The following is a 24,513-nucleotide window of genomic DNA, read 5'->3' as shown; positions in this document are numbered from 1 at the left end:
CGCGCTAACCACGGAAAAGACTAGTGTTGATATCGCTCACCTGACGGTTAAGGGTCCAGTAGTCGTAGATGATTCCCAGCAGAAAGACCCCGCCTGTGAGCAGGTAGAGAATGCCTGTGAGCCATTTACCCAGATAGAAACGGTGCAGGCCGAAGATGCCGAGAAAGGTGAGTAACACCCAGGCCACCGTGTAACTGGTGCTACCCGAGGTCCAGCGCTTGTCGGCCTCAGCATCCATCCCGGGTATCAGAAACAGGTCAACCAGCCAGCCGATCAAAAACAGACCCAGCGTAAAAAAGTAAATCGTCCCGCTAATGGGGCGCCCGAAGTAAAAGCGATGGGCGCCCATAAAGCCAAATACCCACAGTAAATAGCCCACGACCTTGTTGTGTGTGTTACCCATTAGTCCATGCCCTTTCCAATTCAAAAATAATGGATGCCGGCCGGCTCCCGGCTGATCTGGCAGGCTCGCGCACCCCTCCGAGGCGGAGGCCCACCCGCAAGAACAACGCGAACCAGTCACTTAACGTGCGGTAATACCAGGGATGCGGATCGGTAAATGCCAGATCAAAGCCCGCCCAAGATCCTTCTCGCCAACCGGACTGATAATCCTCGCCATACCCGCAGAAGGCCGGATGAAGTGTCTGAATCAGACAGCGACCTTGCGCCGTTAACACCTTGGCAACCGCCGCCAGCGCGGCTTCACACTCGCCTTCACCTAACAGCGAAAAATTAAACACCGCCAGGTCCACCGGTTGGCGCCAGCCACCAGCGCCAAACTCGGCATAGGTCATAGTGGAAAACTCGCCGCCGCCAAGCGCTGCAGCGCGCTCGACCAAGGCGGGAACGCCATCGATCCCAAAGCCTCGAATACCGTCAGCGGCGAGGGCGCGCAACAACCACCCCTCGCCACATCCCACATCAAGGACAGTGGCCGGGCTGAGTGCCCGAACTGCATCGACAATCGCCCGATTGGTGACCTCGCGGCGGCTGGCGATTTGCTCCTCTCGCACGGCGGTACACCAAGGATCTACGTTTTTCTGCCACGAGCGCAATATCTGGTCATCCACTTTCCGCCACCCTCCTTCAAAACCGTCGACACGCGCCGAATTCGTCTCGACTGCACAAGGGAACTGTACCGCCGCATTGCTAATAGAGGCGCAAAACCGGATCATCTAGGACTAGTCGTAGAAATGAAAGTGCAGCGGGATGACAAAGATACTTTTTAAGGGGGCCAGCCTAGACTGTGGTGCAGACCAGAACTTGCTCGACTGCCTGCTCGACAGCGGATACGCCCTTCCCCATGGTTGCCGGGCGGGCGCCTGCCAATCCTGTCTATTGCAGTTGAAATCAGGAAACATCGATAAATCTGCGCAAACGGGTCTGAGTATCCCCGATCGCAACCGGGGCCTGCTATTGGCCTGCCAGTGTTATCCCACCGAGACACTCGAGGTCAGCCCCATTGCGGCGTCAGCACTGCGCACCAACGCCACCCTCATCAGCCGAGAGCAGCTGAGTGAATCCGTCTATGTTTTGAAACTCAGCAGTCGTATCACCTGGAAAGCTGGTCAGTACATTAATCTCTGGCTGCCGGGAAAAGAGCAAACCCGCAGCTACTCCATTGCGAATCTCGCCAGTGAGGATCTGTATGCCGAGCTTCATGTACGGCGTCACCCCGGCGGCTATCTCAGCGAAGCCCTGACCCAAGAGATTAACCTTGGCGACAGCCTGCAAATCCAGGGACCTTTGGGCGAGTTCGGCCATCGCAGTGAACTCCTGGACGATAAATTCCTGATGCTCGCCGAGGGAACGGGGCTTGCCCCTCTCCTTGCGATTGCCAGGGAAATTGAAGGGGGGCTCCCCGGCAGTCAGGTGGATTTCTTGTGTACCAGCCGGTCACACAACTACTACGGTCAACCGGTGTTGGCCCAGGCCCGCGAACGCTTTAGCCATTGGCAGTATGAAAGTTATCGCAGTGGCAATGATGAAGCCCCTTACGAGGAAATCACTCAGGGCATACGTCAGCGCTTTGCGTCCCTGCGGGGACACAATATCTATGTCTGCGGCAGCGAGGAGTTTGTGTCGGCAATGAAGCGCTGCTGTTTTTTGGCGGGCGCCCCCAGCAGTCAGATTATTTGCGAGACCTTTGTTGATTTCACCGCGCCGGGTCAGTCTCGTGCACAACCAATGTAGCGGGCCAAGAACTCGTCTTTGCCACGGCTGAGAAAATGGCTAAAGCTCCAATCCCAGGGCGCGAGCTGAGCGATGAACGCATCGTGCCACACATAGCACTGTGCTTCGATGAGGCGCCCCGACGCTGAGACCACCGTCACGGGCTTTCTCAGGTAGCAGTCTCCCTCGAAGGCGTCGAGACGGTTTAGTGCGGCACTACTCACACCGGTATAGAGAACCCCTTCTACTGAACGGTCATTCTCAACCACCGCGCCCGGGTAGTGCTCTCCAACAACAGCATAGCGGCGGTAACCATGTAGCGTTGCTGACACCCCAACCACCGTCAAGCCGGTCACTGCCGACATGATATCGGCGCACATCAGACTACCGTAGGTAAAGATCGTCTCCACTGCTGTCTCTGTCCTCGCGAAAGGCAATATCTGCAAGCAGAATACACCCGTCGTCGAGCAAAGTACCCAATGTCTGACAAAGCTGTCCGGTGCGCAAATCCCGATATGGCGATGATATGGAATGGCGGCGGTGCTGAATTTCACCCGCAGCCAGAATTTGGTGGAAATACGGCCGCATGGACCAGTTCAAGCCCCGATTTTCCGGCATGCAAGCCCAACCACCGCCGTCACGATGGAAGCTTTCATAATTGGGCGACAGCTGGTCTCCGCTGCGATGGCAAAGGTACGCACGCAAAAATCCCTCCGGAGGAACCGGCAGGTTTACCAGGTCGACAGCGGGCGCTCGCAGGGCCGATTCGATTTCGCTGAAAAACGCCGACATCCCCGCATGGTAGGATTCCCGGGCCTGCAAATGCCCGATTTTGCGCTGGACATACTCAGCCAGCAACGCCGTCAGCATCGCCTGCGGGTAATCGGGTGTAATCAACTCTGCCGAGGGGGGATAAAAAAAGTAGCCCTGAACAAACCGCGCATTGCAGTCCAGGGCAAAGAAGAATTCTTCTTTTGTTTCCACCCCTTCGCACAACAAGTGACAGCCTGAGCGGCGGGCGAGCTCACCCAGCGATTTCACCACCTCCTGGGACAAGCCTCCCGCCATCCCTCGTTTGAAAAAGCTCATGTCCATTTTGATGAAATCGGGCTCAAGGGTGATCAGACGGTCAATATGGGAGTGGCCCGCACCAAAATCATCTATGGCAATGCGCATGCCGGCATCCCGGTACCGCCCTACCAGCTCCTGCATTTTCGGTGTCTCACCCACTGCTTCGATAAATTCGATAAGAATTCGCTCCGGCGCCAGACCGCACTCCTGGGCCATGGCAATGGTAGGCACCTGAGCATCTTCGGGCAAATCGCTCATCCATTCCGGGAGCAGGTTTAGCGACAGAAATACATCGTCAGATACACCGGCAAATCGCGCCATCGCCTGACGGCGGATGCAACGATCAATATCCAGCAAGTACTGCCGATCTACCGACGCGTCGCTGAACAGCGGCCCGATTGAACTGATGGTTCCGGCGGACGAACGGGTTCGTCCCAAGGCTTCGTAGCCCACGATTGATTTGCGACCAACATCAATAATGGGCTGAAAGTAGGGAAAAAACTGTTGCTCAAGCGAGGGGCGCATAGCCAATCCAAGTGACAAACCAGTGAATCCTGTCATTCAAAATTATAGGCTATTGTCCCACATCAGTTTTCCAGTGCCATCAGTAAGATAACCTAGGGCCCTCTAGTGGCCGCAAGGGCCTTGACCCACACCGGTATTGCAACCAAGCTTATATTTATCGCGGGGCAACCTATATTCTGGAAAGCCGTGCTAACGACCCACTAAAAGGCTAGGGAAATCGCCGTGGAACAACATGAGCCTTTGTACGACTTGTACCTGACCGGCGGATTGGTCGCCGGCCAGAATAGTGACAGCGCCACCGAGGGGCTGGCGCGCCTGTTCAAGCAACCTTTGGCAAAAGTTCGCCCCCTGCTGTGCGGCAAGGCCTATTGCGTGAAACGCGGGCTGACCTTGGCGCAAAGTCAGCGTTACCAACAGGCCTTGACCGGCATCGGCGTGGAAACTCGCCTGCTGCCGGCATCAGCCCAGCCAGCCGCGCCAAGCAGCAAGCCAGAGCCCCTCACTAAACCAGAGCCCCCCACCAAAACAGACACTACCGATTCCGGCTCCAGTGCAGGCCTGCACCTGACCCCGCCAGGTACACCGGTGCTAAGCGATAAGGAGCGGGAGAAGCCGCCCATCCCCGAGGTTGATACCGGCAATATGTTGCTGGCAGCCCCAGGGGAGCCCCTGAACCCAATGGATGCCCCGCCGCCCGCCATCCAACCCGATGTAGACCACCTCACCCTGGCTGCGGTTGGCAGCACGATTGGCCAGCCAACCCAAGCGACAGTGCCACCCCACCTGATCGATCCCGGCAAAGGCGTAACCTTGGCAGATCCCGGCGCCTCACTGACCACCACTGAGCGGCCTGCACCACCACCCTCACCGGACACCAGCCATCTAAACCTTGCACCCTAACCCTGACGCATCTGGGTCATCGGTCCAGTTAAGATGCCGCCGGCGCGACAGGCAACTCAGGTGAATTACTGTGGCGGCTCCAGCGGCAATGTCACTCGCACTCGGAGCCCGGGATGGTTGTCGAGCAGGGCGATATCACCGCCGTGCAAATTCACCACCGCCTTGACCAGGCTCAGCCCCAGACCGTTGCCGGGCTGGCGACTGCGACTGCCCTCCACCCGGTAAAATCGCTGAAAGACGCGCTCGTACTCCTCGACGGGAATTCCCACGCCCGAGTCGGCAATATCAATTTCAACAATGTCGCTGACAGAGCGCGCCAGCACGGTGATCTCGCCACCATCGGGGGTGTATTTAATGGCGTTGTCACACAGATTCGCAAAGGCCTGAAACAACAGATTGCGATCGCCAAAGTAGCTGCCCAGCGAGCCAATTTCGACATTGAACTGCAGCCCCTTATCCGCCGCCAAAGGCTCATACAGCTCGGCAACATCGGCAAGCAGCATCGCCAGGTCCACCTCGGCATAGCCCGAGCGCCGATTGCCGGATTCCACTTGAGCTATACGGAGCAGCGCATTGAAGGTGCCGAGCAGCTCGTCGGCCTCGTCCAACATTTCCTGTACCCGTTCCCCCGACGCGGGATCAAGGTCCGCTTGCAAGTCACTCAAGCGACCGCGCAATCGGGTCAGCGGGGTACGCAGATCGTGGGCGATATTGTCCGACACCTGTCTGACCCCATTCATTAGGACTTCGATTCGGTCGAGCATCTTGTTGACGTTCTCACAAAGCCGACGCAAATCCCCGGCCTTATCCATCAAATCGATCCGCTCGCTGAAATCACCCTGCATTATTTTTCGCAAACTGCGGTTAACCAGCTCCACCCGCCGCAATGTCAGCGCCGAAACCACCGCACCACCGAGCGTCCCAAGCACAATCGTGGCCAGCATGCTGCGGGTCAATGCCCCCGCCACCAGCTTGGTGCTATTGATCACATCGCCATAATGACGCGCCACCACGACATACTCGCCCCCGGCAAGCTGCTTGGAGCGCACAATAAACTCGTCGCCAACCGGCTTGAGGAAATCCGTCAGCGACTCAAGTTTAAAATCCTGCCAGCTTCGCCCCTGACTGGCATCCCCCGGCCAGGTTTCCAAATTGCCAGCCACTTTCTGTTTGTTGGCATCAGTGACCAGGTAGAAAAAGCGGATCGCCCGATCGGGGCTACTGTGATGCCGGATCAGACGATCAACGCCAGCGGCACGACTCCCCTGATAAGCCTCGCTTAGGTGCTGCACTTCCTGCTCTAGAGACTGCTGTACATCATTAAAGAAGCCGTAGGCGATGAAGGCGTAGATCAACGACAACACCAGAAAAACGGATATACCGAGCCAGGCCACATAGGCGACCAAAAAGCGGAAGGTGAAACTGGTAAAAATCTTACTCAGTATCATCCAACAGGTATCCTGTGCCGCGCACGGTGTTCAACAGCTGTTTGTCGAAGCCTTTATCGATCTTCTGGCGAAGCCGGCTGATATGCACATCGATAACGTTGGTTTGGGGGTCAAAATGATAGTCCCAGACGTTTTCCAGCAGCATGGTCCGGGTAACAACCTGCCCGGCGTTGCGCATCAGGTATTCCAGCAGCTTGTATTCTCGCGGCTGTAAGTTCAGCGGCTCGCCACCCCGAGTCGCTTTATGAGCCAGCAAATCCAGCTCCAGATCAGCGACGCGCAATTTGGTCACGGCAGCACTGGATTCGCGCCGTCGCAGCAGCACTTCCATCCGCGCCAATAGTTCGGCAAAGGCAAAGGGCTTGACCAGGTAGTCGTCACCGCCCGCCTTCAGGCCCTTGACCCGGTCGTCAACCTCACCCAATGCGCTCAGTATCAGCACGGGCATATCGTTAGCCTGGTCGCGCAATGCCTTAACAATACTTAATCCGTCCAGGGTGGGCAGCATGCGGTCGACCACCATCATGTCAAAGCTGCCCTCGCGAGCGAGAGCAAGTCCCTCGCTACCGTCAGCGACATGGGTGACCTCATAATGACTGTCACGTAAGCCCTTCACGATGAAGTCGGCGACCTCCTGGTCATCTTCAATCAGTAAAACCCGCAATTTCTCAGACATTTTCGATTCCGAATCAAAAGTGTGAACCACAGCACGCGAGCTCGTGGTAACTCACATCGCGCTGGGGTAGATGTACTTATTTTAGCCTGCTGCACCCCGGGATAGCCTGTAAACACTGGCTTTCAGCCAAACAGTTTTTCCTAGAGGGCAGCGGAAATGAGCGACATAACAACAAAATCAGCTTGGAAAATTTTGCTTAAACAGATCGCCATCGCCGTTGCGTGCGGTCTTTTTATTTCGCCAGCCCTCGCCCAAACCTTTGAAGCTGACTCGCGCTACCAGGGACATACTTTGCCACAGGCCTCCTATGCTGGCTATCAACCGAGCATCCAGGTCTTTGTCGAGCAGGATGCCTCAGGGCAATTCCATGCAATCAATGCCGAACACGCTCGCTTTAATCGGGTGTGGATGGATCAGGATCGCGCCAGAGTTGGCAACGACGCCGTGAAAGCGCTGCTGAAAATGGCCGTTAAGCATCTGTATCGCCTAGCCTATCAACGCGGCGGCGCCGACCGCTTTTACCTGCCCAATGAAGAGGGCCGAATTTCTCTGCGGGGCGACGACGGAATGGACCTGGATTATCGCCTGCACCTGAGCAGCAACGAGGTGATGGTTGGCTTCGAGATGAACTTCTAACCCTACCTTTTCCGCTATTGGTTTGTGCTCTGCTACAATCGGCCTTTTTCGCAGAGCCACAACATGCCCGCCAAGCCCAAGGCCGCTACTCAACCCGACACTGAATCAACCACAGCCCAGCCCGCCGAGCCCACCAATGCAGGCGTGATACGGCGCTTGGTTGCGATGGTCTACGACGGCCTGCTGTTGTTTGCCGTCCTGTTCATTGCCACCTTAATCCCTGCCCTGATTTTCAGTCCCGAGCACATCGAGAATTCTCCTCAGACCAATGCGGTGGTTCACGAGCTCAATCAGCCGCTGGATGGCTGGCTATTCAGGATTTACCTGGTATTGGTGATCATTTTATTTAATGGCATGTTCTGGCGCCGACAGGGCCAGACCCTGGGAATGCAGGCCTGGCGACTGAAGCTGGTTTCCCAAAGCGGTGGCACGCCGTCCTGGGGCCAGTGCGCTATCAGAGTGCTGGCCAGCATGGTCTCGCTGGCTTGCGGCGGTCTGGGGTATTTCTGGGCCTGGATCGACAAACGCAGCCTAACCTGGCACGACCGCCTGTCCAACACTCAGGTGCTGCAACTGCCGAAAACAGAGAAGAATAAGAAACGGTGACGGCGCTACACCCGTCGCATCAGCAGCGCGCTGCCAACCACAAAACAAATCAGGATCGGCATCAAACTGGCGTAGATCGGATCAAAGCCATAGACCAGGCTCGAGGGGCCCAGAATATCCTGCAGGGTGCGAAACACCACGCCAACCATCACCCCCACAAACACGCGAAAACCCATCGTCACATCACGCAGTGGCCCAAAGATAAAGGAGATGGCCACTAACACCATGCCGACAATCGTCAGTGGCTGCAGCAGCTTATTCCAGAAGGCAAGGCGGTATTCACCGGCATTCAAGCCCTGCCGTTGCAGGTAATTTGCGTATTGCCACAAACCGGAGATGGACAGGTCATCGGGGTCGAGCACGAGAATGTTCAACAGGGTTGGGGTGAGCCCGGAGTCCCAGGCTTCGGTAGCGTGAACGGTACGCAACGCGCCTTCATCGGTCAGGGTGATCTTGCGGGTATCCTCAAGCAACCAGCCATCACCGAGATAACTGGCTCGCTCGGCAAAGGTGCTCGCCGTCAAACGCCGGTCGTCATCAAACTCAAACACGCTGACGCCGTAGAGCACACCATTGGCCTGCACCGCGTTGAAGTGCATGAAGCTGTTTCCCTCGCGGTGCCACATGCCGTACTTGGAGTTCAGACTGGTGGACTTTTGCAGGGCCACCGCCCGCTGACTCTCGGCAATTTGCTGGGACACCGGCGCCACAAATTCGGCCACCGCCAACCCGATCAGTGTGATGAGCAAGGTGGGCCGCATGATTGCCCAAATCAGCCTGCCGGTAGATACCCCCGCCGCCCGCATGGCAACAAGCTCACTGCTACTAGCCAGCATTCCCAAGCCCGCCAGACACCCCACCAGGGCAGCAAAGGGAAGATATTCATAGAGGCTGCCGGGGGCGACCAGGGCGATGTAGGTCAGCACCGAGATAAATTGGTAGTCGCCGCGAATCTCTTTGATTTCTTCGATCAGCACCGACAGCAGGTCGATACCGACAATCACCACCAGTACTAAAACGATGGCCGACGCCACCGTGCTGCCAATGTAACGATCAATCCTATGCACGACCTCGCCTCCAGGCCAGCCACCAGTGGCGGGTCATACTGTCCCAGTACAACAGCAATAGACCGAGTACCAAAAATACGGCGTGAATAATCCACATCCCGGGCAATGTCGGCCACTGACCCTTGGCGATCGCATCACGAGCTGCGTTCAAGCTGACCAGGTAGATCATGTAGAGCAAAAAGGCGGGAAACATTTTGCTGTAGCGGCCTCGCCGATGATTGGTTTTGCTCAGCGATACCGCAATTAACGCAGCGATGGGCACAAGTAAGGCCAGGGAGAATCGCCATTGCAGTGCGGCGATATCCTCGGAATTTGGCGAGCCCAGCAGGGCGACGGTATCCATGCCATCCAGCTCCTGCCGGTAGGTTTTCACCTCCGGATCGCTGAGCAGCTGGCGCAGCAGATCAAAGCGAGTGACTTGATAGTCCATGTGGCCGGGCTCGCCGATGTAGCGTACCCCCTTGTCCAGCACCAGATAGCGCTGCCCCGTGGCGTCGTCCACCTGAAAACGCCCTCGGTCTGCGGTCACCACCGAGATCAGGGCCCGGTCATCGTCACCGGACACTTCCGGCTGGGCAACAAAAACCCCTTGCATGGTTTGGTCTTCCCGGTCTGCACTCTCGATATACGTGACCCGACCGCTGGATTTATCAACCCGAAAACGGCCTTCCACCGCGGCCTTCACACCAATATCGGCGCGACTCTTTGCCAGCAGGTCAACATAGGCCTGAATGCCGGTTGGGGTCACCCACAAACTGACCCAGGCAACCACTGCCGCCACGGCGGTCGCCGGCACCAGGGTATAGATCATCAGCCGGCGCCGACTCATGCCACAAGCACTCATTACCGTCATTTCGCTGTCAACGTATAGCCGCCCGTATGACAGCAGGATGCCGATAAACACCCCCAATGGCAGCACCACCTCGAGGAAGTTGGGTAGGCGATAAAGCATGACCATAAACAGTACATCGGGCGCAAAATCACCCGAGGCAACCTGCGCCAGATACTTAACAAAGCGACCGCTCATAATGATCAGCAGCAGGGTTACCGTCACCGCTACCACGGTTTTCAGCATCTCGCCTGCCAAGTATCTGAAAAGAATCAAAAGCGCCCCTCGCGGCCATTCTCTGGGAGTTTAAAGGCCGAATGATACCCTTTACACTAGTTGCGGGTCACTGTCCGCCGCCGCGCCTTGGTCGTGCCGCGCCAGCCCCGCTCAATTCAAGAAAACGCCGTATTATCAATAAAGCGCCCATAGACCGCGAGAGTCCCGATGCAAATCAGCTTAAAAAACGTAAAAAACATTGCCACCACCGCCAGCGACTGCTTGATCATGACGGTGAATCCCTCACTCAGCGGCCCGTTGGCCCAGCAACTCGATAGCGCCTGTGGCGGGGCGATTGGCAAAATCCTCAAGGTCGGCGACTTTCAAGGCAAGCTTGCCGAAACCGTCATGCTCCCCATCTGCGACGGAGTGAAGGCCACGCGCATCATGCTGGTCGGTACGGGCGACGCCCCGTTGACCGTCAGTGACTACGACAAAATCATCAAAGCGACCGTAACCGCTTTGAACCGGACCCGCTGCAAAAGTGCCTTGTGGTGCGCAGAGAATCTCGCGATCAGCGACCGGGCCGATACCTGGGTACTCCAGCGCCTGGCACAGCAAATGACTCTGGCCAGCTACCAATACCGCAAGACGCTCAGCAATCCCAAGCCGGGCATGTCGCTGCAGCGGTTGTCGGTGGCGGCGCCGGTGACTGCCGCTAACAAAGCCGCGATCGCAGCGGGCAGTGCCATTGGCGAAGGTACCAACCTGGCCCGGGAGCTGGGCAACCTGCCAGCGAATATCTGCACCCCCACCTACCTGGCTGAACAAGCGCAGGCATTGAACAAGAAATACCCGGCACTGAAGGTGACTGTGCTGGAAGAGAAGAAAATGCAACAACTGGGAATGGGTGCGCTGCTGTCGGTCTCGGCGGGTAGTGATCAACCCGCCAAGCTCATTGTGATGGAATACACCGGCACCACGAAATCAACCGCGCCCCATGTGCTGGTGGGCAAAGGCATCACCTTCGACACCGGGGGTATCAGCCTCAAGCCCGGTGCAAAAATGGACGAAATGAAATTTGACATGTGTGGTGCCGCCAGCGTGTTTGGCACCATGGAAACCATCTGCCAGTTGGGCCCAAAGGTCAACGTGGTTGGCATCGTCGCCGCGTCAGAGAACATGCCCTCGGGCCGGGCCACCAAACCCGGCGATGTGGTAACGAGCATGTCGGGCCAAACCATTGAAATTCTCAACACCGACGCCGAGGGCCGCCTGGTGCTGTGTGATGCGCTGACCTTTGCTGCCAAATTCAAGCCTGCATCGATCATCGACATTGCCACTCTGACCGGGGCCTGCGTTGTCGCCCTGGGCAAGCATGCAGCGGGCCTGTTCAGCAATAGCGATGACTTTGCGCAGGAGCTGCTCAGCGCGGGTCAGGCTGCCCAGGACCGGGCGTGGCATATGCCGCTGTGGGATGATTACCAAACCCAGTTGGACAGCAATTTTGCCGACATGGCGAACATTGGTGGACCAGAGGCCGGCAGTGTTACCGCCGCTTGCTTCCTGTCCCGCTTCACCAAAGATCAGCGCTGGGCGCACCTGGATATCGCCGGGGCGGCCTGGGATGGCGGCGCGGCAAAAGGCGCCACCGGTCGGCCGGTTGCCTTGTTAAGCCAGTATCTGCTGAGCAAAGCCGGTCAATAGCGATGACCCGGGTCGACTTTTACATTCTGGACAGTAGCGACCCCGATGAGGTGCTGCGCTACTGTTGCCGACTGGTCGACAAGGCCTACCGTCAGGGTCATCGCATCTGCATTGTTGCCTCAGATGAACCGCAGCTGAAACGGCTGGACGACATGCTGTGGATGGTTCGCCCGGAATCCTTCCTGCCCCACAGTGAGGATACCGGCGATCAGGTCACACTGTGTCTCGGCGACCAGGTGGGTGATCACTGTGATGTATTGATCAACCTCACCCCCGGTGTCCCGGCCACATTTAGCCGATTCGAGCGTCTGGCAGAAATTGTCTGTCAGGAGGCCCAGCGACTTGCCGCCTCCCGAGAGCGCTACAGCTACTACAAGCACCGGGGCTATCCCCTTCACACCCACCCGATAGCGGCCTGACGACCATGTCCGACTTCAACACTCCCGAATCGATGCGCAAACGCGCTGAACTGCTCGACGAATTGAAAGCCCTGCAGGCCACCTTGCACCTGGAGAACCGTCTGGACCCCAGCAAAATTCCGTTGCTGGAGGAAGTGATTGAGGAAGAGGTCGAAACCATCGCAGACATCGCGCCGGTGTCAGCACCGCAAGACGCCGCCCCAAACTCCCCGCCGTCGCACTCGGCAACGGCTTCAGGCCAACCCTACCGCGAATCCGACAACTTTGATCGCGAGATTTTTCTGCAACAGGTGATCGACGCAATGATGCCCGAAATCGAGGCTGAACTGCGCCGACGGATGCTCGCCCTGGACGAGGAAATCCTGTACCGCTGGTATCAACAACACCTCGGCGACAGCTAAACCCAAGCCGTCATCCCGCTTTGCCCTGCCCCGGCAAAACTCAGTATACTTGACGCCTTTTTTCGACCTCCCGCTGGGCATCGCACCGTTGCCCACCGGCGCCCTTCCCGCCCGGTTGGTCAGATCCGCACTCGATAGATTGGAAATCCATGGACAAAACGTATCAACCAGCTGAGCTGGAGCAAAAGTGGTATCAGAAGTGGGAGCAGAATGGCTATTTCTCCCCCCGGGGGAACGCCGCCCCCTATAGCATTATGATCCCACCGCCCAACGTGACCGGCAGCCTGCACATGGGGCACGCCTTCCAGGACTCCATCATGGACGCCCTGATCCGCTACCAGCGGATGAAAGGCCATAAAACCCTCTGGCAAGTCGGTACCGATCACGCGGGTATCGCGACCCAGATGGTGGTCGAGCGCAAACTCGCGGCGGAATCCGGCCAAAGCCGTCACGACCTCGGCCGCGACGCGTTCCTGGAAAAAGTCTGGCAGTGGAAAGAAGAATCCGGCGGCACTATTACTCGTCAACTACGCCGCTTGGGCGCCTCGGTAGACTGGGATCATGAACGCTTCACCATGGACGACGGCTTCTACAAAGCGGTCCAGGAAGTCTTTGTTCGCCTGTATGACGAGCGGCTCATTTATCGTGGCAAGCGTCTGGTCAACTGGGACCCAAAACTGCACACCGCAATCTCTGACCTGGAAGTAGAAAACAAAGACGAACAGGGCAGCATGTGGCACTTCCGCTATCCATTGGCCGACGGCGCAACCACCACTGAGGGCAACAGCTACCTGGTGGTGGCCACCACCCGTCCGGAAACCATGCTGGGCGACACCGCCGTCGCGGTAAACCCCAAGGATGAGCGCTACACCTCCCTGATTGGCAAGTTCGTCGAGCTGCCCCTGGTAAATCGCCGTATTCCGATCGTGGCGGATGACTATGTCGACCGGGAATTTGGCACCGGGTGCGTGAAGATCACCCCGGCCCACGATTTTAATGACTACGCCGTGGGCCAGCGTCACAAGCTCCCCATGATCAACGTGATGGACCAGAACGCGGCCATTCGCGCCACCGCCGAAGTGTTCAACAGTGACAGCTCTGCCAACACAGACATTGACCCAAGGCTGCCCGAAGACTTGGCCGGCCTCGATCGCTATGAGGCCCGCAAGGCCATCGTTGCCGAATTTGAGCAACTGGGCTTGCTGGAAAAAATTGATCCCCATGCCTTGAAGGTTCCCCGTGGCGATCGCTCCGGCCTGGTGATTGAACCCATGCTAACCGACCAATGGTTTGTCGCCACCCAGGCCCTGGCCAAGCCCGCCATCGAGGCGGTGGAAGATGGCCGCATCAAATTTGTCCCCCAGCAATACGAGAACATGTATTTCAGCTGGATGCGCGATATCCAGGATTGGTGTATTTCCCGACAGCTGTGGTGGGGCCACCGTATTCCCGCCTGGTACGACGACGAGGGCAACATCTATGTCGCCCGCAACGAAGAAGAAGTGCGCAGCAAATATCAGCTCGGCAGCGACATCACCCTGCACCAGGATGAAGATGTGCTAGACACCTGGTTCAGCTCGGCACTGTGGACCTTCGGCACCCTCGGCTGGCCCGAGTCCACCGAGCGCCTGAAGGATTTCCACCCCACCGATGTGCTGGTCACCGGCTTTGACATCATCTTTTTCTGGGTTGCCCGGATGATCATGATGACCATGCACCTGATCAAGGATGAGAATGGCGACGCCCAGGTGCCTTTCAAGACGGTCTATGTCACTGGCCTGATCCGCGACGAGCAGGGGCAGAAAATGTCCAAGTCGAAGGGCAACGTGCTCGACCCCCTCGACATGATTGACGGCATTTCGCTAGAGGCATTGCTGGAAAAGCGCACCGGCAACATGATGCAGCCGCAACTGGCGGAGAAAATCGGTAAGGCCACCCGCAAAGCGTTCCCCGAAGGGATCAACGCCCACGGCACCGACGCGCTGCGTTTCACCCTGTATTCGCTCGCCTCCACCGGCAGAGACATCAACTGGGACATGAAGCGCCTTGAGGGCTACCGCAACTTCTGTAACAAAATCTGGAACGCTGCCCGCTATGTGCTGATGAACACCGAGGGCGAAGATTGCGGTGAGGGTGAAGTTAGCCTCAGCCTGGCAGATCGCTGGATTCGGACTCGCCTCACCGAAACCATCCTCAGCGTCGACAAAGCAATGGCGGCCTATCGCTTCGACCACGCCTCCCAGGCGCTGTACGAATTCATCTGGAATGAGTATTGCGATTGGTACCTTGAGCTGTCCAAACCGGTCCTCTGGGATGAGCAGGCCAGCGCAGAGGCCAAACGCGGGACTCGCCAAACGCTGATTCAGGTTTTGGAAACCGTCCTGCGCCTTGCCCACCCGTTTATGCCCTTTATCACAGAGGAAATCTGGCAACGCATTGCCCCCATCGCGGGTGTCAGCGGCGACACCATTATGTTGTCAGCTTTGCCGGAGGCGAGTGAGCAAGATATCGACGCCAGTGCCATTGCGGATGTCGAATGGCTGAAAGGCCTTATTGTTGCAGTGCGCAATATTCGCGGTGAAATGAATGTTCCCCCCGGCAAAGCCCTGTCTGTACTGCTGCGCAATGCCAGCCCGGATGACCATCGGCGCCTCGAGGCCAACCGCACCTTCCTAATCAAGCTCGCAAAACTGGATAGCGTCGAAGCCCTCGCCGACGGGGACACCGCTCCGCTGTCGGCCACTCAACTGCTAGGCAATCTGGAAATACTGGTGCCAATGGCAGGCCTCATCGATAAAGAGGTCGAACTCAAGCGCCTGCAGAAAGAGCAACAGAAACTCGAAGGCGAAGTGAAGCGTTTGCAAGGCAAGCTCGGCAATGAAGGTTTTATTGCCAAGGCGCCCGCCGCTGTGGTGGCCAAAGAGCAGGAAAAGCTGGCGGCCCAAGTCAGTGCAATCGACAAGCTCCGTGAGCAAATCGAGACCATAAAGGCCCTCTAGGGCCTCGCTTTTCATTATTTTTTGATGAAACCCACACTGGGGCATGGCGCAATGCCTGTCCCAGAGGCTATATTCGGAGCCACGAAGGCCTAACGAGCACCGCCCTCAGTGACTGTTAAATGGATGTTTCTGCCCCCTGGTCCCCATTTTTCTCCCATCCCAGGTCCCGCCGCCCCCATTTTTTGTCATGTTTTTCAGCCAACATGCCCGAGTCCGGCCCGTTGGTTGCATGCCGGATGCTTAATTGCCAAGGATTTACCCATGGATCTCGATGCTAGAGAGGATGAGCAATGAGTGAGCGTGTCACCGGGACCGTAAAGTGGTTCAACAACGCGAAAGGATTTGGATTTATCACCCGCACCGAGGGAGAGGACGTCTTCGTCCACTTCCGTTCAATAAGAGGGGACGGCTACCGTACACTCGATGAAGGCCAGGCTGTGGAGTTTAACCTGGTAGAGGGCCCCAAGGGCCTGCAGGCGGAAGACGTACTCAAACTCTAAGACGCGCCCCTCCACACCAGTCTCAATGAGTCCCTGGTGTGGTGCCTCACTGCCCTTCCACCAGTTGTGTTTTCAGCGCCGCTAGTCCGCCCAATAATGCCGATGGCAGCAAGGGGTTGGTGAACACCTGATTTCCGACGGCACCCTTTTGCTCGCCACGGGGGCGTGGCACCAGTAACAAGCGCGCAGTCGGACTTCCCTGGCCCACCGTATCCGTCACCAGTAGTACTTCTGGCGCGGCCCTGCTCCACTGGCAGCTCTCCCCCTGGGCGACGGTCACATCATATCCGCCGTGGGCAAGGATAGCCTCGACCGAATCCCGCAGGGATTCATTGGTAATTTGCAGCAGCACCGGCCGCTGATTCGCCGCCTGCACTCCTGGCACCCACTGTAGGGGCAAACTTACCCGGGCCTCAGTAAACCGCCCCATTTCGCTATCAATTGAAATATCACCATCGAGCAGCTTCACCAGACGTTCACAAATCGCCAGGCCCAGGCCGCTGCCACCGAAACGCCGCCCACGGCCACTCTCGCCCTGGGCAAAAGGTTTAAACAGATTCCGGCGTATCTCGGCGGGAATGCCGATCCCATTGTCCCACACCCGAAAACGCAAATTGCAGGCATTGCCAACCTGCTCGATGTCCTCTGCCTCAAGCCAGATTTTAACCACACCACGGGGCTTGCTGGCCCGGGAAAACTTCAAGGCATTATCGATCAGCTTGCCAAATATCTGGGACATTCGGGCCGGATCACCAATCACCACAGCGGGCAGGTTCTTTGCGGGATAGAAGAAGATATGCTGGTTCCCCGATTGCCGGCAATAGCGCGCCAGAATATCGTCGATAAGCGCCACCAGGTCGACGCGCTGCCAGTCAAGCGTCAGGGTGTTGCTGTGCAGAGCGCCAAAGTCGATCAGGTCATCCAAAACCGATAGCAGGTTGCCAGAAGACTCGTGAATGATGTCGGCCATCATCCGCTGCTCAGCGTTCAGCGGTGTTTTTATCAACATATCCGTCATGCCAAGCAGGCCATTCATGGGCGTGCGTATCTCATGCCCAAGCACACTCAGAAACTGAGTATCTCCAGATGGGGACGACTGGCCGGATTGGTCCGCCTGATTCTGAAGCAGATTCTCCAACTGGCGGTTGATGGCGAAGGCATCCTGCTCACGACGCTTGATATCGGTGATATCTGAGTGGGTGCCAACTACTCTCACGATATGACCTTTGCTGTCCCGTTCAACACTGGCCCGACAGATCACAGTGAGAATCCGCCCATCGCGATGCAGCAAACGATGCTCAAAGCGAAATTGCATGCCATCGCTGCGCACAAATCGGCGGACCTTGCGGCGAAAGCTCGGCAAATCCTCTTTGGGGATGACTAGCTCCAGCACAGCGCGATCGTCATTAGTCAGCTCCCTGGCGGATAAACCCAACATCGCGCGCCAACTTTGACTGAAGAAGACTCGCCTCTTGGTTAGATCCCAATCCCACATGCCGTCCCGGGTCGCCGCCACCGCCAATTCAAAGCGACGCTGGCTGCTGCGAAGCTGATTTTGCAGATACTGCTGCTCACGCAAGTCTCGCACCGTCAACACCAGATAAGACCGCCCACTGATGGCCACCGAGCTACCACTGACCTCAACCGGAACCTCACTGCCTGTGCGGCAAATCAATACCAATTCCCGGGCCATCCCACCGCGATCCGTACCACTCAAAACAGCCTGGAAAAAATCGGCAAAATGCGGGAGGAATTGGGCCGGCAACAAGGTACTGAAAAGCTGCCCCTCGAGGGATGAGGGCGCGTAGTCCAACAGCGTCATCACACCGCGATTGGCGCGGACAATTCGTCCACTGCCGTCCAGCACAACGGCCATTTCCGGAATGGCATTAAATACCAGGCGCCCTTGAAGAAGATGGCGTCTGGTGCGCACCAGCGCAGACTGAGTACTGGTGGCATAGAAAATAACAATGGCCAAAGGCACCAGCCCAAGTACCAATAGGAACAGGTTGACCCGATAAAAATAGTGTTCCAATTCCTGCACGCTGTACACGATCAGCTCGATCTGGCGACCGGTAGCCACATGGGCCCGATGGAGGTCTTGCAGCAAACTGAGCATAATCTGGCTGTCGGACGCGGGCGAAATGGCCACGCTGGCCGAGATCGGATCCATCGTGAGATACAGCTCCAATAAGCGGTGGAGCTTATCGATCAGCTCTGCCACTTCCGGCGCACGCCAATTCCTCAGTTCCGATCTCGCGAGCAGGCGCTGGGCTTCGCGCAGGCGACGCTCAAACAGCGCCGCCTGGCCTGAGCGGGCCTTCTCACCAAAGCCGGTGACCAGACTTTCCGACACGGCTGAATTACTGAGCACAACTCCCCGCTGCAATAGCTTGTCGAGCTCAAGCAGGAGGTCACTGCGGGAGAGAAACTGGTTGGTTTGGGTATTGAATTTATCGACGAGAAAATCACGGCGCTCGGCAAACTGCCAATACCCAAACAAGGCTAAAAACAGCAATGAGACCAGAAACACATACGCGAAATACAGGAGGCCCCTGCCGCTTTCGGGCCCATAGGGCGATTCCTGAAATATCTCAGACCTTAGTGTCGGCATGAACCACTTCCCAGGCAATGGGGTAGGGAGTTTGGGGAAAATGAGCGATTGGGAGCCGGGTAAAGCGGGAAGCGCCGTTTACATTCCCTCCGGCAAAAACACCAGCTACTCTCCATAGTAGGGCTTTGATGAACATTTTGATCGACCGGGGGAAACGAGCATATGCGTATTTCCCCGTAGCAGAGACCCTCAGGGTACGGGCAATATGCCGCAAACGAGCCAGTGGTGGACCACATTCAGTACCCCGACTGCGTTCGTTCAATTCCCACAACACCGAAAAGAGCCGAATGCCATGATTGATGAAAAAATCGCGCTAATCACCGGATGCTCCAGCGGGCTTGGCTATGCGCTGGCGAAGGAGGCCCTTGATCGCGGCTTTCACGTGATCGCCACCGCCCGCGATCCCCAGGACATAACCCTGAACCATCCCCGCCTGCATCCCCGGGCGCTAGACCTCGGCTGCGAGCCCCGCATTACCGAGTTCGCGGCAACAATTAAGGAAGAGTTCCCCCACTGCGATTTGCTCATCAATAACGCCGGCTACGGGCTCATGGCCCCGCTGCTCGACCTGAATGCCAGCGCGCTGCAGGAGCAATTTCAAACCAATTGCATCGCTCCGGTCACCTTACTGCGCGCCACCATGTCGATGCTCAACCCCGGCGCCACGGTGGTCAACATTGGCAGTGTCTCAGCGCGGCTGGTTACCCCGTTTGCTGGAAGCTATTGCGCCAGCAAAGCCGCCCTGCACGCCCTGAACGAGGCAATGCGAATGGAGTTGGCGCCCTTTGGCGTTCGGGTACTATTGATCCGCGCCGGCGCAATCAAGTCAAAATTCGGCCAACGGGCAAGCCGCGAACTTGGGGCCCTGGCACGACCCGATTCCCGCTACGCTAGCATCGCCGGAGCAATGCGCCGCCGAGCCAGTCTTTCGCAAACTCGCGCCGCTGCCCCCGATAAGGTAGCTCACCAGATTATTGATGCCGCCGAGTCTACTCGCTGCCCCAGGGAGCTGGGGGTAGCCAAGGGCAACCGGCTGCTGGCACTGTTCAGCCACCTGCCCCGGCGAATCAAGGATCCCTTGCTGAGCCGGCAATTCGATCTTCACGCCTTACGCCGCGACCTCGGCAACGACTAGTGCTACAATCGGCCTCGACCGATTTCCCTCTCGGAAAATCAATAAATTAGACGCTTTATGTCATTAGGATGACACGGCTGAGAGCCGTTGTTTTGTGACTGGCAGCGCTGTTTGAATATCGCTACTTTTGCTTTTGGATTGATATGTTACTTGCTATTCGACTTCTGTTTATTGCGCTGATTAGCGCCGCACACCTCGCCGTCTTCCAATGGGGATTGGGATTCCAAGTTCTCGCCCCCGCCCCGGTGATTACGGTGGTATTGCTGACCCTGGTCGCCGTAATCATTGCGCCATTCCTGCCCTTCGCACTGGAAAAAATGCGCAAACAAAAAGAACGCGGCGTGGTGAAGTGGTTTAACGTGACAAAAGGCTACGGCTTCATCACGCGGGATGCCGGCGGCGATGTCTTTGTTCACTTTCGCTCTATTCGTGGCCAGGGCAAGGAGCGAAAGAGCCTTGCAGAGGGGCAACAGGTCGAGTTCGTTCTGTCCCAGGGCGAAAAAGGTCCCCAGGCCGAAAACGTCTATATCATCTCTTGATGATTATCGGTTCTGCCCGCCTCAGTAATGCGGCGGGCGCTCCTGTTCGCCGCCTGACTGGGGAAGACTGTCAGCCAACTTGACGTAGTTTTCCTGCAGCGCCAGCAGCATCCGCTTGAGGCGGTCCAGCTCTTTATCTTGCTCCACCACTCGCTCATTCAACGCCGACAGCAAATCCTCCTGAAACGCGAACTGGGTTTGCAGCTCCATCAATTGATGTTGCACGTCGTCACTCACTTTTCATCTCCGATTTCTCCACACCACCGGCATCGCCGGAACCACGGGGCGCAATTATAATGACTCGAACCCAAATAGGAGACCTAAATGACCAGATTAGTGTATTCCACCGACAAGGGCAGGCTGTGCCCGGACTGCAGTCAACCGCAGGATCATTGCCAGTGCAAACAACAGGCGTTTACCCCCAGCGGTGATGGCATCGTTCGCATACGGCGGGAAACCAAGGGCCGCAAAGGCAAAGGTGTCAGCATTGTTGCTGGCATTCAGCTTCCCGAGGACGAGCTCAAGACCCTGGCCAAAGACCTCAAGAAAAAGCTCAGTATTGGTGGCAGCGTAAAAGCGGGGGAAATTGAGTTTCAGGGTGATCAGCGAACGGCCCTGAAAACCCTGCTCGAAGCGAAGGGATTCACGGTAAAACTCGCAGGGGGCTAGGGCCTGAATGAATCAGCGCGATTCGATGCCCAGCTTGCGCATCTTTTCAATCAGGGTGGTGCGCCGCAGTCCCAGATGGGGCGCCGCCCGGCTCACCACCCCCTCATGCAAGGCAAGCGCCTCTTCAATCAAGGCACGCTCCATCGCCTGGAGACTCCCCTTTAAATCTACCCCCTGCCCGTCCTCTGCCTCTGGCACCAGTTCCGGGGTATCGTCTTCCGGTCGATACCGCGCCGGCAATTCCGCCACCCCGATCAGCTCGCCACCATGAAGAATGGCGAGCCGCTCCAGCAGATTCCCCAGCTCGCGAATATTACCCGGCCAGGGCGCACTGCATAGCGCCGCAACAGCAGCCTGAGTCAGGCGCAGTTTCCCCAGGCCATCGCGCTCCAACTCAATAGCAAGCTGATTGATTAGCAGGGGGATATCCTCACGTCGCTGCGCCAGCGGCGGCACCTCAAGGGGGAAAACATTCAGCCGATAATACAGGTCTTCTCTAAACTCACCTCTGGCAATCATTCCCTCAAGGTCCCGGTGAGTAGCCGCCACCACCCGAACATCGGCCTGCCGGGTCTGGCTGGAGCCCACCCGTTCAAACTGGCGCTCCTGCAGCACACGTAGAATTTTGACCTGCATCTCCAGGGGCATATCGCCAATTTCATCGAGGAATAAGGTGCCTCCTTCGGCGAGTTCAAAGCGGCCCGACCGGGCCGATATCGCCCCAGTAAAGGCTCCTTTTTCATGGCCAAACAACTCACTTTCCAGGAGCTCTCTGGGAATAGCCCCGCAATTTACTGGAACAAAAGGCCCATCAGCGCGCGGAGACAGGGCATGTAAGCGACGGGCGATCAGTTCTTTTCCCGACCCCGAAGGGCCGGTGACCAGCACGGTGACATCCTTTCCGGCAACCCGCTCTAGCAGATGGGACAAGGTTCGCATCGCCTGACTGCGCCCCGGCAAGGCCAATTCCCCGGCACCTGCGCCAGCGACTCCTGAGCGACGTTCAACGGCCGTGTTGTCCGTGCGCCGGGACGCGATGCCATACAGAATGTCTAGCAGTTTCTGATAATCCAGCGACGCCGGGAGGGTGTACTCCGTCACCGCCCCGCCCTCACCACTCAGGTCCGCTGAGTCATGGTCCGTCACCACACGAATAAGGGGAAGGTGGGAGAATGATTTGACCAAATGTTCATGATGCTCCCCTGGCCCGGCAAGCAAAATCGCATCGGGCCCGCCGGTACTTTCTGCGACGGGCAGATCAACAGGAAACATCGCCTCCTCCCCCAGCGAACCCAACACCGCCGCAACCCGCGGTGCCCATTCGGGACTGGCTATCACTAAAATCTGCACCCGGTTATGCTTCCTCTCGAGGGATCGCCTGGCAATCTGACTGACGTATTTTTGACTCGAAATACCGAATTGTTAGCGCGCAGAGGCTAACTGTCAATATTTCGACGCCGAGATACCCGCCATGAACCACCTTGCGCCTTGCCCGCCCCCCCCGCCATGATTCACAATCCGCCCTTCGAAATGCTTGCTACCGGAAAATGCCATGTCAGAAGCCACACCTGTCTACTACCTCACCTGGGATGAATTTCATCGCGACAGCAGAACTCTTGCGAGGCAACTGGTGGGCGGCAACTGGAAGGGCATCATCTGTATCGCCCGCGGTGGCCTGATTCCCGGTGGCATTCTCGCTCGAGAGCTTAACCTGCGTGTGGTCGACACCCTGTGTATCGCCAGCTACGACCACGACCAGCAAGGGCAAATCAATGTTCTGAAAAGTGTCGCCGGGGATGGCGATGGCTATATCTTGGTCGACGATCTGGTCGATACCGGCAAAACCGCAGAGATTGCCCGAGAGCTGCTGCCCAAAGCTCGGTTTGTAACCGTCTACGCCAAACCCAAGGCCATGGCCTTGGCCGATATCTTTATCCGGGAGTTTTCTCAAGATACCTGGATTCACTTCCCTTGGGATATCCAACACAGCTACAGCAAACCGCTGATTAGCTAAGCCCTGCGACAAAGCCCGCTCATTTCAACTACTTGTGCCTAACTGCTTGTAACTACTACAATTGCAGCCCGCAAAACTTGGCTACTACGCCAATCGCCATCATGCCCCGGTGGCACAGCTGGATAGCGCAGCCCCCTCCTAAGGGGCAGGTCGCAGGTTCGAATCCTGCCCGGGGCACCACTTTCCCTCCCATGCCAAATTTGCTTAGCCCCTCGGTACACACAATCGCCACCTTCTTACAGGCCGAAAAACCCAGCTCACATCCGCCCGCAATGAGACATATGTCTCAACACTAACATTCAGCCGCCAACCACTATTACAAATCGTTAGAAAGCGGATTAACCTGACGATGGCGGCTAAAACATTTCAGGCACAATGTGTGCATACCATTGCACGCACCAAATGCGCTTGAGATTGCGACAGGATGAAGACTCAGGCCGCGGCAAGTGACTTGCCCGCTCCCGATGAGCTTGAGAATCGGGAAATATTTAGGTCAGTTAGGATTACTAGGCCCACTAACAACGTTGGAAAGGGAGGTTTCGAACACGCTTTTGAGGTTTTCGCATGTTGATCATTGCCGCATTTTTCACTCTCTTGGCGACCCTGCTTCGCTGGGCCGGCCATAGCGCCATACTCGCAGGACTCACCTACGGCATCTATGCCCAAATTATCGATAGCGTCGCCATCGCGACACTCACCCTCCTCGCCCTTGCCGTGCTGACGCTGTTTGTGCAGCTGCTCGCCAATGGTTTGAGTCACATTGCCAGCGCCAGCGCGCCGATCGGTAGCGACGCAAGACGCTACTAACTGACAAAATTTGGTTTTTGGGACAGAGAATCCCTGTTAGCTAAGCAATGACTGAGACAGACTGGCACCAGTAGCCAAGCCGAAAAGGAAGGCGCTTTACACAGGAAAAACTTGCGATCATGAGGCCATATAGGCCCATAGAAGGGGAAAGTTGGCGGACCGGACGGGACTCGAACCCGCGACCTCCGGCGTGACAGGCCGGCATTCTAACCAACTGAACTACCGGTCCGCATACTTTCATACACTTACGTGTTCACGTAAAACCACACCTAAGTGTGCACTTGAATGGTGGGTGGTGACGGGATCGAACCGCCGACCCTCTGCTTGTAAGGCAGATGCTCTCCCAGCTGAGCTAACCACCCTGCGTTCAAGTGAGGCGCATTCTACAGTAAACCGAATGCTTGTCAAACCCTGGGCCGCATTTTTTTGAATTTTTTGTTAAATTGCTATCTTGCTGATTTTGCTCAATTTTTAACCAGCAATCTAACTCAGGTTGCCCAGCCTCCCCCAACGGCTCCCGTCGCCTCCTATCAGGCCTGTACAGGGCAATGACAGCTGATTAC

General features: G+C 57.0%; 25 protein-coding genes and 3 tRNA genes. 15 read left to right on the top strand and 13 right to left on the bottom strand.

The window, feature by feature from the left end:
- Positions 1 to 4: 4 nt before the first annotated feature.
- The gene (locus NCG89_RS15465; RefSeq protein WP_251087458.1) at positions 5 to 403 is read right to left on the bottom strand and encodes a TM2 domain-containing protein; all 399 of its coding nucleotides are present in this window, start codon (positions 401 to 403) and stop codon (positions 5 to 7) included.
- Positions 396 to 1,013 (bottom strand): class I SAM-dependent methyltransferase, encoded by a 618-nt coding sequence (locus NCG89_RS15460; protein ID WP_251087457.1) that lies wholly within the window; start codon positions 1,011 to 1,013, stop codon positions 396 to 398. The genes NCG89_RS15465 and NCG89_RS15460 overlap by 8 nt, the downstream gene beginning before the upstream one ends.
- 196 nt (positions 1,014 to 1,209) lie before the next feature.
- Between NCG89_RS15460 and NCG89_RS15455 the strand changes: the two genes are divergently transcribed.
- Positions 1,210 to 2,193, top strand: a complete 984-nt coding sequence (locus NCG89_RS15455; protein WP_251087456.1) for an FAD-binding oxidoreductase — start codon at positions 1,210 to 1,212, stop codon at positions 2,191 to 2,193.
- Here the strand turns inward: NCG89_RS15455 and NCG89_RS15450 are convergent.
- Positions 2,169 to 2,582: a gamma-glutamylcyclotransferase family protein gene (locus NCG89_RS15450; RefSeq protein WP_251087455.1), complete on the bottom strand. Its 414-nt coding sequence runs from the start codon at positions 2,580 to 2,582 to the stop codon at positions 2,169 to 2,171. The genes NCG89_RS15455 and NCG89_RS15450 overlap by 25 nt on opposite strands.
- Positions 2,557 to 3,768, bottom strand: a complete 1,212-nt coding sequence (locus NCG89_RS15445) for an EAL domain-containing protein (protein ID WP_251087454.1) — start codon at positions 3,766 to 3,768, stop codon at positions 2,557 to 2,559. The genes NCG89_RS15450 and NCG89_RS15445 overlap by 26 nt, the downstream gene beginning before the upstream one ends.
- A 222-nt stretch (positions 3,769 to 3,990) precedes the next feature.
- Here NCG89_RS15445 and NCG89_RS15440 point away from each other — a divergent pair, with 222 nt between their 5' ends.
- On the top strand, positions 3,991 to 4,668 hold the full coding sequence (locus NCG89_RS15440; protein ID WP_251087453.1) for a hypothetical protein: 678 nt from the start codon (positions 3,991 to 3,993) through the stop codon (positions 4,666 to 4,668).
- Positions 4,669 to 4,733: 65 nt separating this feature from the next.
- Here NCG89_RS15440 and NCG89_RS15435 read toward each other — a convergent pair whose 3' ends face one another.
- Both NCG89_RS15435 and NCG89_RS15430 read right to left on the bottom strand, forming a co-directional pair.
- The gene (locus NCG89_RS15435; protein WP_251087452.1) at positions 4,734 to 6,116 is read right to left on the bottom strand and encodes a sensor histidine kinase; all 1,383 of its coding nucleotides are present in this window, start codon (positions 6,114 to 6,116) and stop codon (positions 4,734 to 4,736) included.
- Positions 6,103 to 6,792, bottom strand: coding sequence for a response regulator transcription factor (locus NCG89_RS15430; RefSeq protein WP_285236382.1), 690 nt, complete (start codon positions 6,790 to 6,792; stop codon positions 6,103 to 6,105). Before NCG89_RS15430 ends, NCG89_RS15435 begins: the two co-directional genes overlap by 14 nt.
- A 192-nt stretch (positions 6,793 to 6,984) precedes the next feature.
- Here NCG89_RS15430 and NCG89_RS15425 point away from each other — a divergent pair, with 192 nt between their 5' ends.
- Both NCG89_RS15425 and NCG89_RS15420 read left to right on the top strand, forming a co-directional pair.
- Positions 6,985 to 7,428, top strand: a complete 444-nt coding sequence (locus tag NCG89_RS15425) for a hypothetical protein (protein ID WP_251087451.1) — start codon at positions 6,985 to 6,987, stop codon at positions 7,426 to 7,428.
- A 63-nt stretch (positions 7,429 to 7,491) separates the two neighbouring features.
- Positions 7,492 to 8,034 carry an RDD family protein gene (locus NCG89_RS15420; RefSeq protein ID WP_251087450.1) on the top strand — a complete coding sequence of 181 codons (543 nt, stop codon included), beginning with the start codon at positions 7,492 to 7,494 and terminating at the stop codon, positions 8,032 to 8,034.
- 5 nt (positions 8,035 to 8,039) lie between these two features.
- On the opposite strand, the gene lptG is transcribed toward NCG89_RS15420, so the two are convergent.
- Complete coding sequence (lptG, locus tag NCG89_RS15415; protein ID WP_251087449.1) at positions 8,040 to 9,101, bottom strand: LPS export ABC transporter permease LptG; 1,062 nt, start codon at positions 9,099 to 9,101, stop codon at positions 8,040 to 8,042.
- The gene (gene lptF / locus NCG89_RS15410) at positions 9,094 to 10,206 is read right to left on the bottom strand and encodes an LPS export ABC transporter permease LptF (protein ID WP_251087448.1); all 1,113 of its coding nucleotides are present in this window, start codon (positions 10,204 to 10,206) and stop codon (positions 9,094 to 9,096) included. Before lptF ends, lptG begins: the two co-directional genes overlap by 8 nt.
- A 168-nt stretch (positions 10,207 to 10,374) precedes the next feature.
- On the opposite strand from lptF, the gene NCG89_RS15405 reads away from it, so the two are divergent.
- The 5 genes from NCG89_RS15405 (at position 10,375) to NCG89_RS15385 (ending at position 16,172) form a co-directional block, all read left to right on the top strand.
- Positions 10,375 to 11,853 (top strand): leucyl aminopeptidase, encoded by a 1,479-nt coding sequence (locus NCG89_RS15405; RefSeq protein ID WP_251087447.1) that lies wholly within the window; start codon positions 10,375 to 10,377, stop codon positions 11,851 to 11,853.
- Between the two features lie 2 nt (positions 11,854 to 11,855).
- Positions 11,856 to 12,272, top strand: a complete 417-nt coding sequence (locus NCG89_RS15400) for a DNA polymerase III subunit chi (protein WP_251087446.1) — start codon at positions 11,856 to 11,858, stop codon at positions 12,270 to 12,272.
- 5 nt (positions 12,273 to 12,277) lie between these two features.
- Positions 12,278 to 12,673, top strand: coding sequence for a hypothetical protein (locus NCG89_RS15395; RefSeq protein WP_251087445.1), 396 nt, complete (start codon positions 12,278 to 12,280; stop codon positions 12,671 to 12,673).
- A 149-nt stretch (positions 12,674 to 12,822) separates the two neighbouring features.
- A complete protein-coding gene (locus NCG89_RS15390; protein WP_251087444.1) occupies positions 12,823 to 15,672 on the top strand; it encodes a valine--tRNA ligase in 2,850 nt (949 codons plus the stop codon).
- A gap of 290 nt (positions 15,673 to 15,962) precedes the next feature.
- Positions 15,963 to 16,172 (top strand): cold-shock protein, encoded by a 210-nt coding sequence (locus NCG89_RS15385; protein WP_251087443.1) that lies wholly within the window; start codon positions 15,963 to 15,965, stop codon positions 16,170 to 16,172.
- A gap of 46 nt (positions 16,173 to 16,218) precedes the next feature.
- On the opposite strand, the gene NCG89_RS15380 is transcribed toward NCG89_RS15385, so the two are convergent.
- A complete protein-coding gene (locus NCG89_RS15380) occupies positions 16,219 to 18,786 on the bottom strand; it encodes a PAS domain-containing sensor histidine kinase (RefSeq protein ID WP_251087442.1) in 2,568 nt (855 codons plus the stop codon).
- A 292-nt stretch (positions 18,787 to 19,078) separates the two neighbouring features.
- Here NCG89_RS15380 and NCG89_RS15375 point away from each other — a divergent pair, with 292 nt between their 5' ends.
- Positions 19,079 to 19,921 (top strand): SDR family NAD(P)-dependent oxidoreductase, encoded by an 843-nt coding sequence (locus NCG89_RS15375; protein WP_251087441.1) that lies wholly within the window; start codon positions 19,079 to 19,081, stop codon positions 19,919 to 19,921.
- 317 nt (positions 19,922 to 20,238) lie between these two features.
- Positions 20,239 to 20,460: a cold-shock protein gene (locus tag NCG89_RS15370; protein ID WP_251089384.1), complete on the top strand. Its 222-nt coding sequence runs from the start codon at positions 20,239 to 20,241 to the stop codon at positions 20,458 to 20,460.
- Between the two features lie 21 nt (positions 20,461 to 20,481).
- On the opposite strand, the gene NCG89_RS15365 is transcribed toward NCG89_RS15370, so the two are convergent.
- On the bottom strand, positions 20,482 to 20,697 hold the full coding sequence (locus tag NCG89_RS15365) for a SlyX family protein (protein ID WP_251087440.1): 216 nt from the start codon (positions 20,695 to 20,697) through the stop codon (positions 20,482 to 20,484).
- Positions 20,698 to 20,784: 87 nt separating this feature from the next.
- Between NCG89_RS15365 and NCG89_RS15360 the strand changes: the two genes are divergently transcribed.
- Entirely contained in the window at positions 20,785 to 21,129 is a 345-nt protein-coding gene (locus NCG89_RS15360; RefSeq protein WP_251087439.1) for a translation initiation factor Sui1, read from the top strand.
- 12 nt (positions 21,130 to 21,141) lie between these two features.
- Here the strand turns inward: NCG89_RS15360 and NCG89_RS15355 are convergent, their stop codons facing one another.
- Positions 21,142 to 22,467 (bottom strand): sigma-54 interaction domain-containing protein, encoded by a 1,326-nt coding sequence (locus NCG89_RS15355; RefSeq protein ID WP_285236381.1) that lies wholly within the window; start codon positions 22,465 to 22,467, stop codon positions 21,142 to 21,144.
- Between the two features lie 214 nt (positions 22,468 to 22,681).
- Between NCG89_RS15355 and gpt the strand changes: the two genes are divergently transcribed.
- The 3 genes from gpt to NCG89_RS15340 all read left to right on the top strand — a co-directional run bounded on the left by gpt (position 22,682) and on the right by NCG89_RS15340 (position 23,950).
- Positions 22,682 to 23,143: a xanthine phosphoribosyltransferase gene (gene gpt, locus NCG89_RS15350; protein ID WP_251087438.1), complete on the top strand. Its 462-nt coding sequence runs from the start codon at positions 22,682 to 22,684 to the stop codon at positions 23,141 to 23,143.
- Positions 23,144 to 23,246: 103 nt separating this feature from the next.
- A tRNA-Arg gene (locus tag NCG89_RS15345) sits at positions 23,247 to 23,323 on the top strand.
- A gap of 384 nt (positions 23,324 to 23,707) precedes the next feature.
- Positions 23,708 to 23,950, top strand: a complete 243-nt coding sequence (locus NCG89_RS15340) for a hypothetical protein (RefSeq protein ID WP_251087437.1) — start codon at positions 23,708 to 23,710, stop codon at positions 23,948 to 23,950.
- A gap of 152 nt (positions 23,951 to 24,102) precedes the next feature.
- Here NCG89_RS15340 and NCG89_RS15335 read toward each other — a convergent pair.
- Positions 24,103 to 24,179, bottom strand: a tRNA-Asp gene (locus tag NCG89_RS15335).
- 57 nt (positions 24,180 to 24,236) lie between these two features.
- Positions 24,237 to 24,312: transfer RNA gene (locus NCG89_RS15330), tRNA-Val, on the bottom strand.
- Between the last annotated feature and the right edge of the window lie 201 nt (positions 24,313 to 24,513).

This window comes from Spongiibacter taiwanensis, from assembly GCF_023702635.1.
In the GTDB taxonomy this organism is placed as follows: domain Bacteria; phylum Pseudomonadota; class Gammaproteobacteria; order Pseudomonadales; family Spongiibacteraceae; genus Spongiibacter; species Spongiibacter taiwanensis.
Note: the sequence above shows the minus strand (reverse complement) of the source record. Positions and strands in the feature narration are given on the sequence as shown.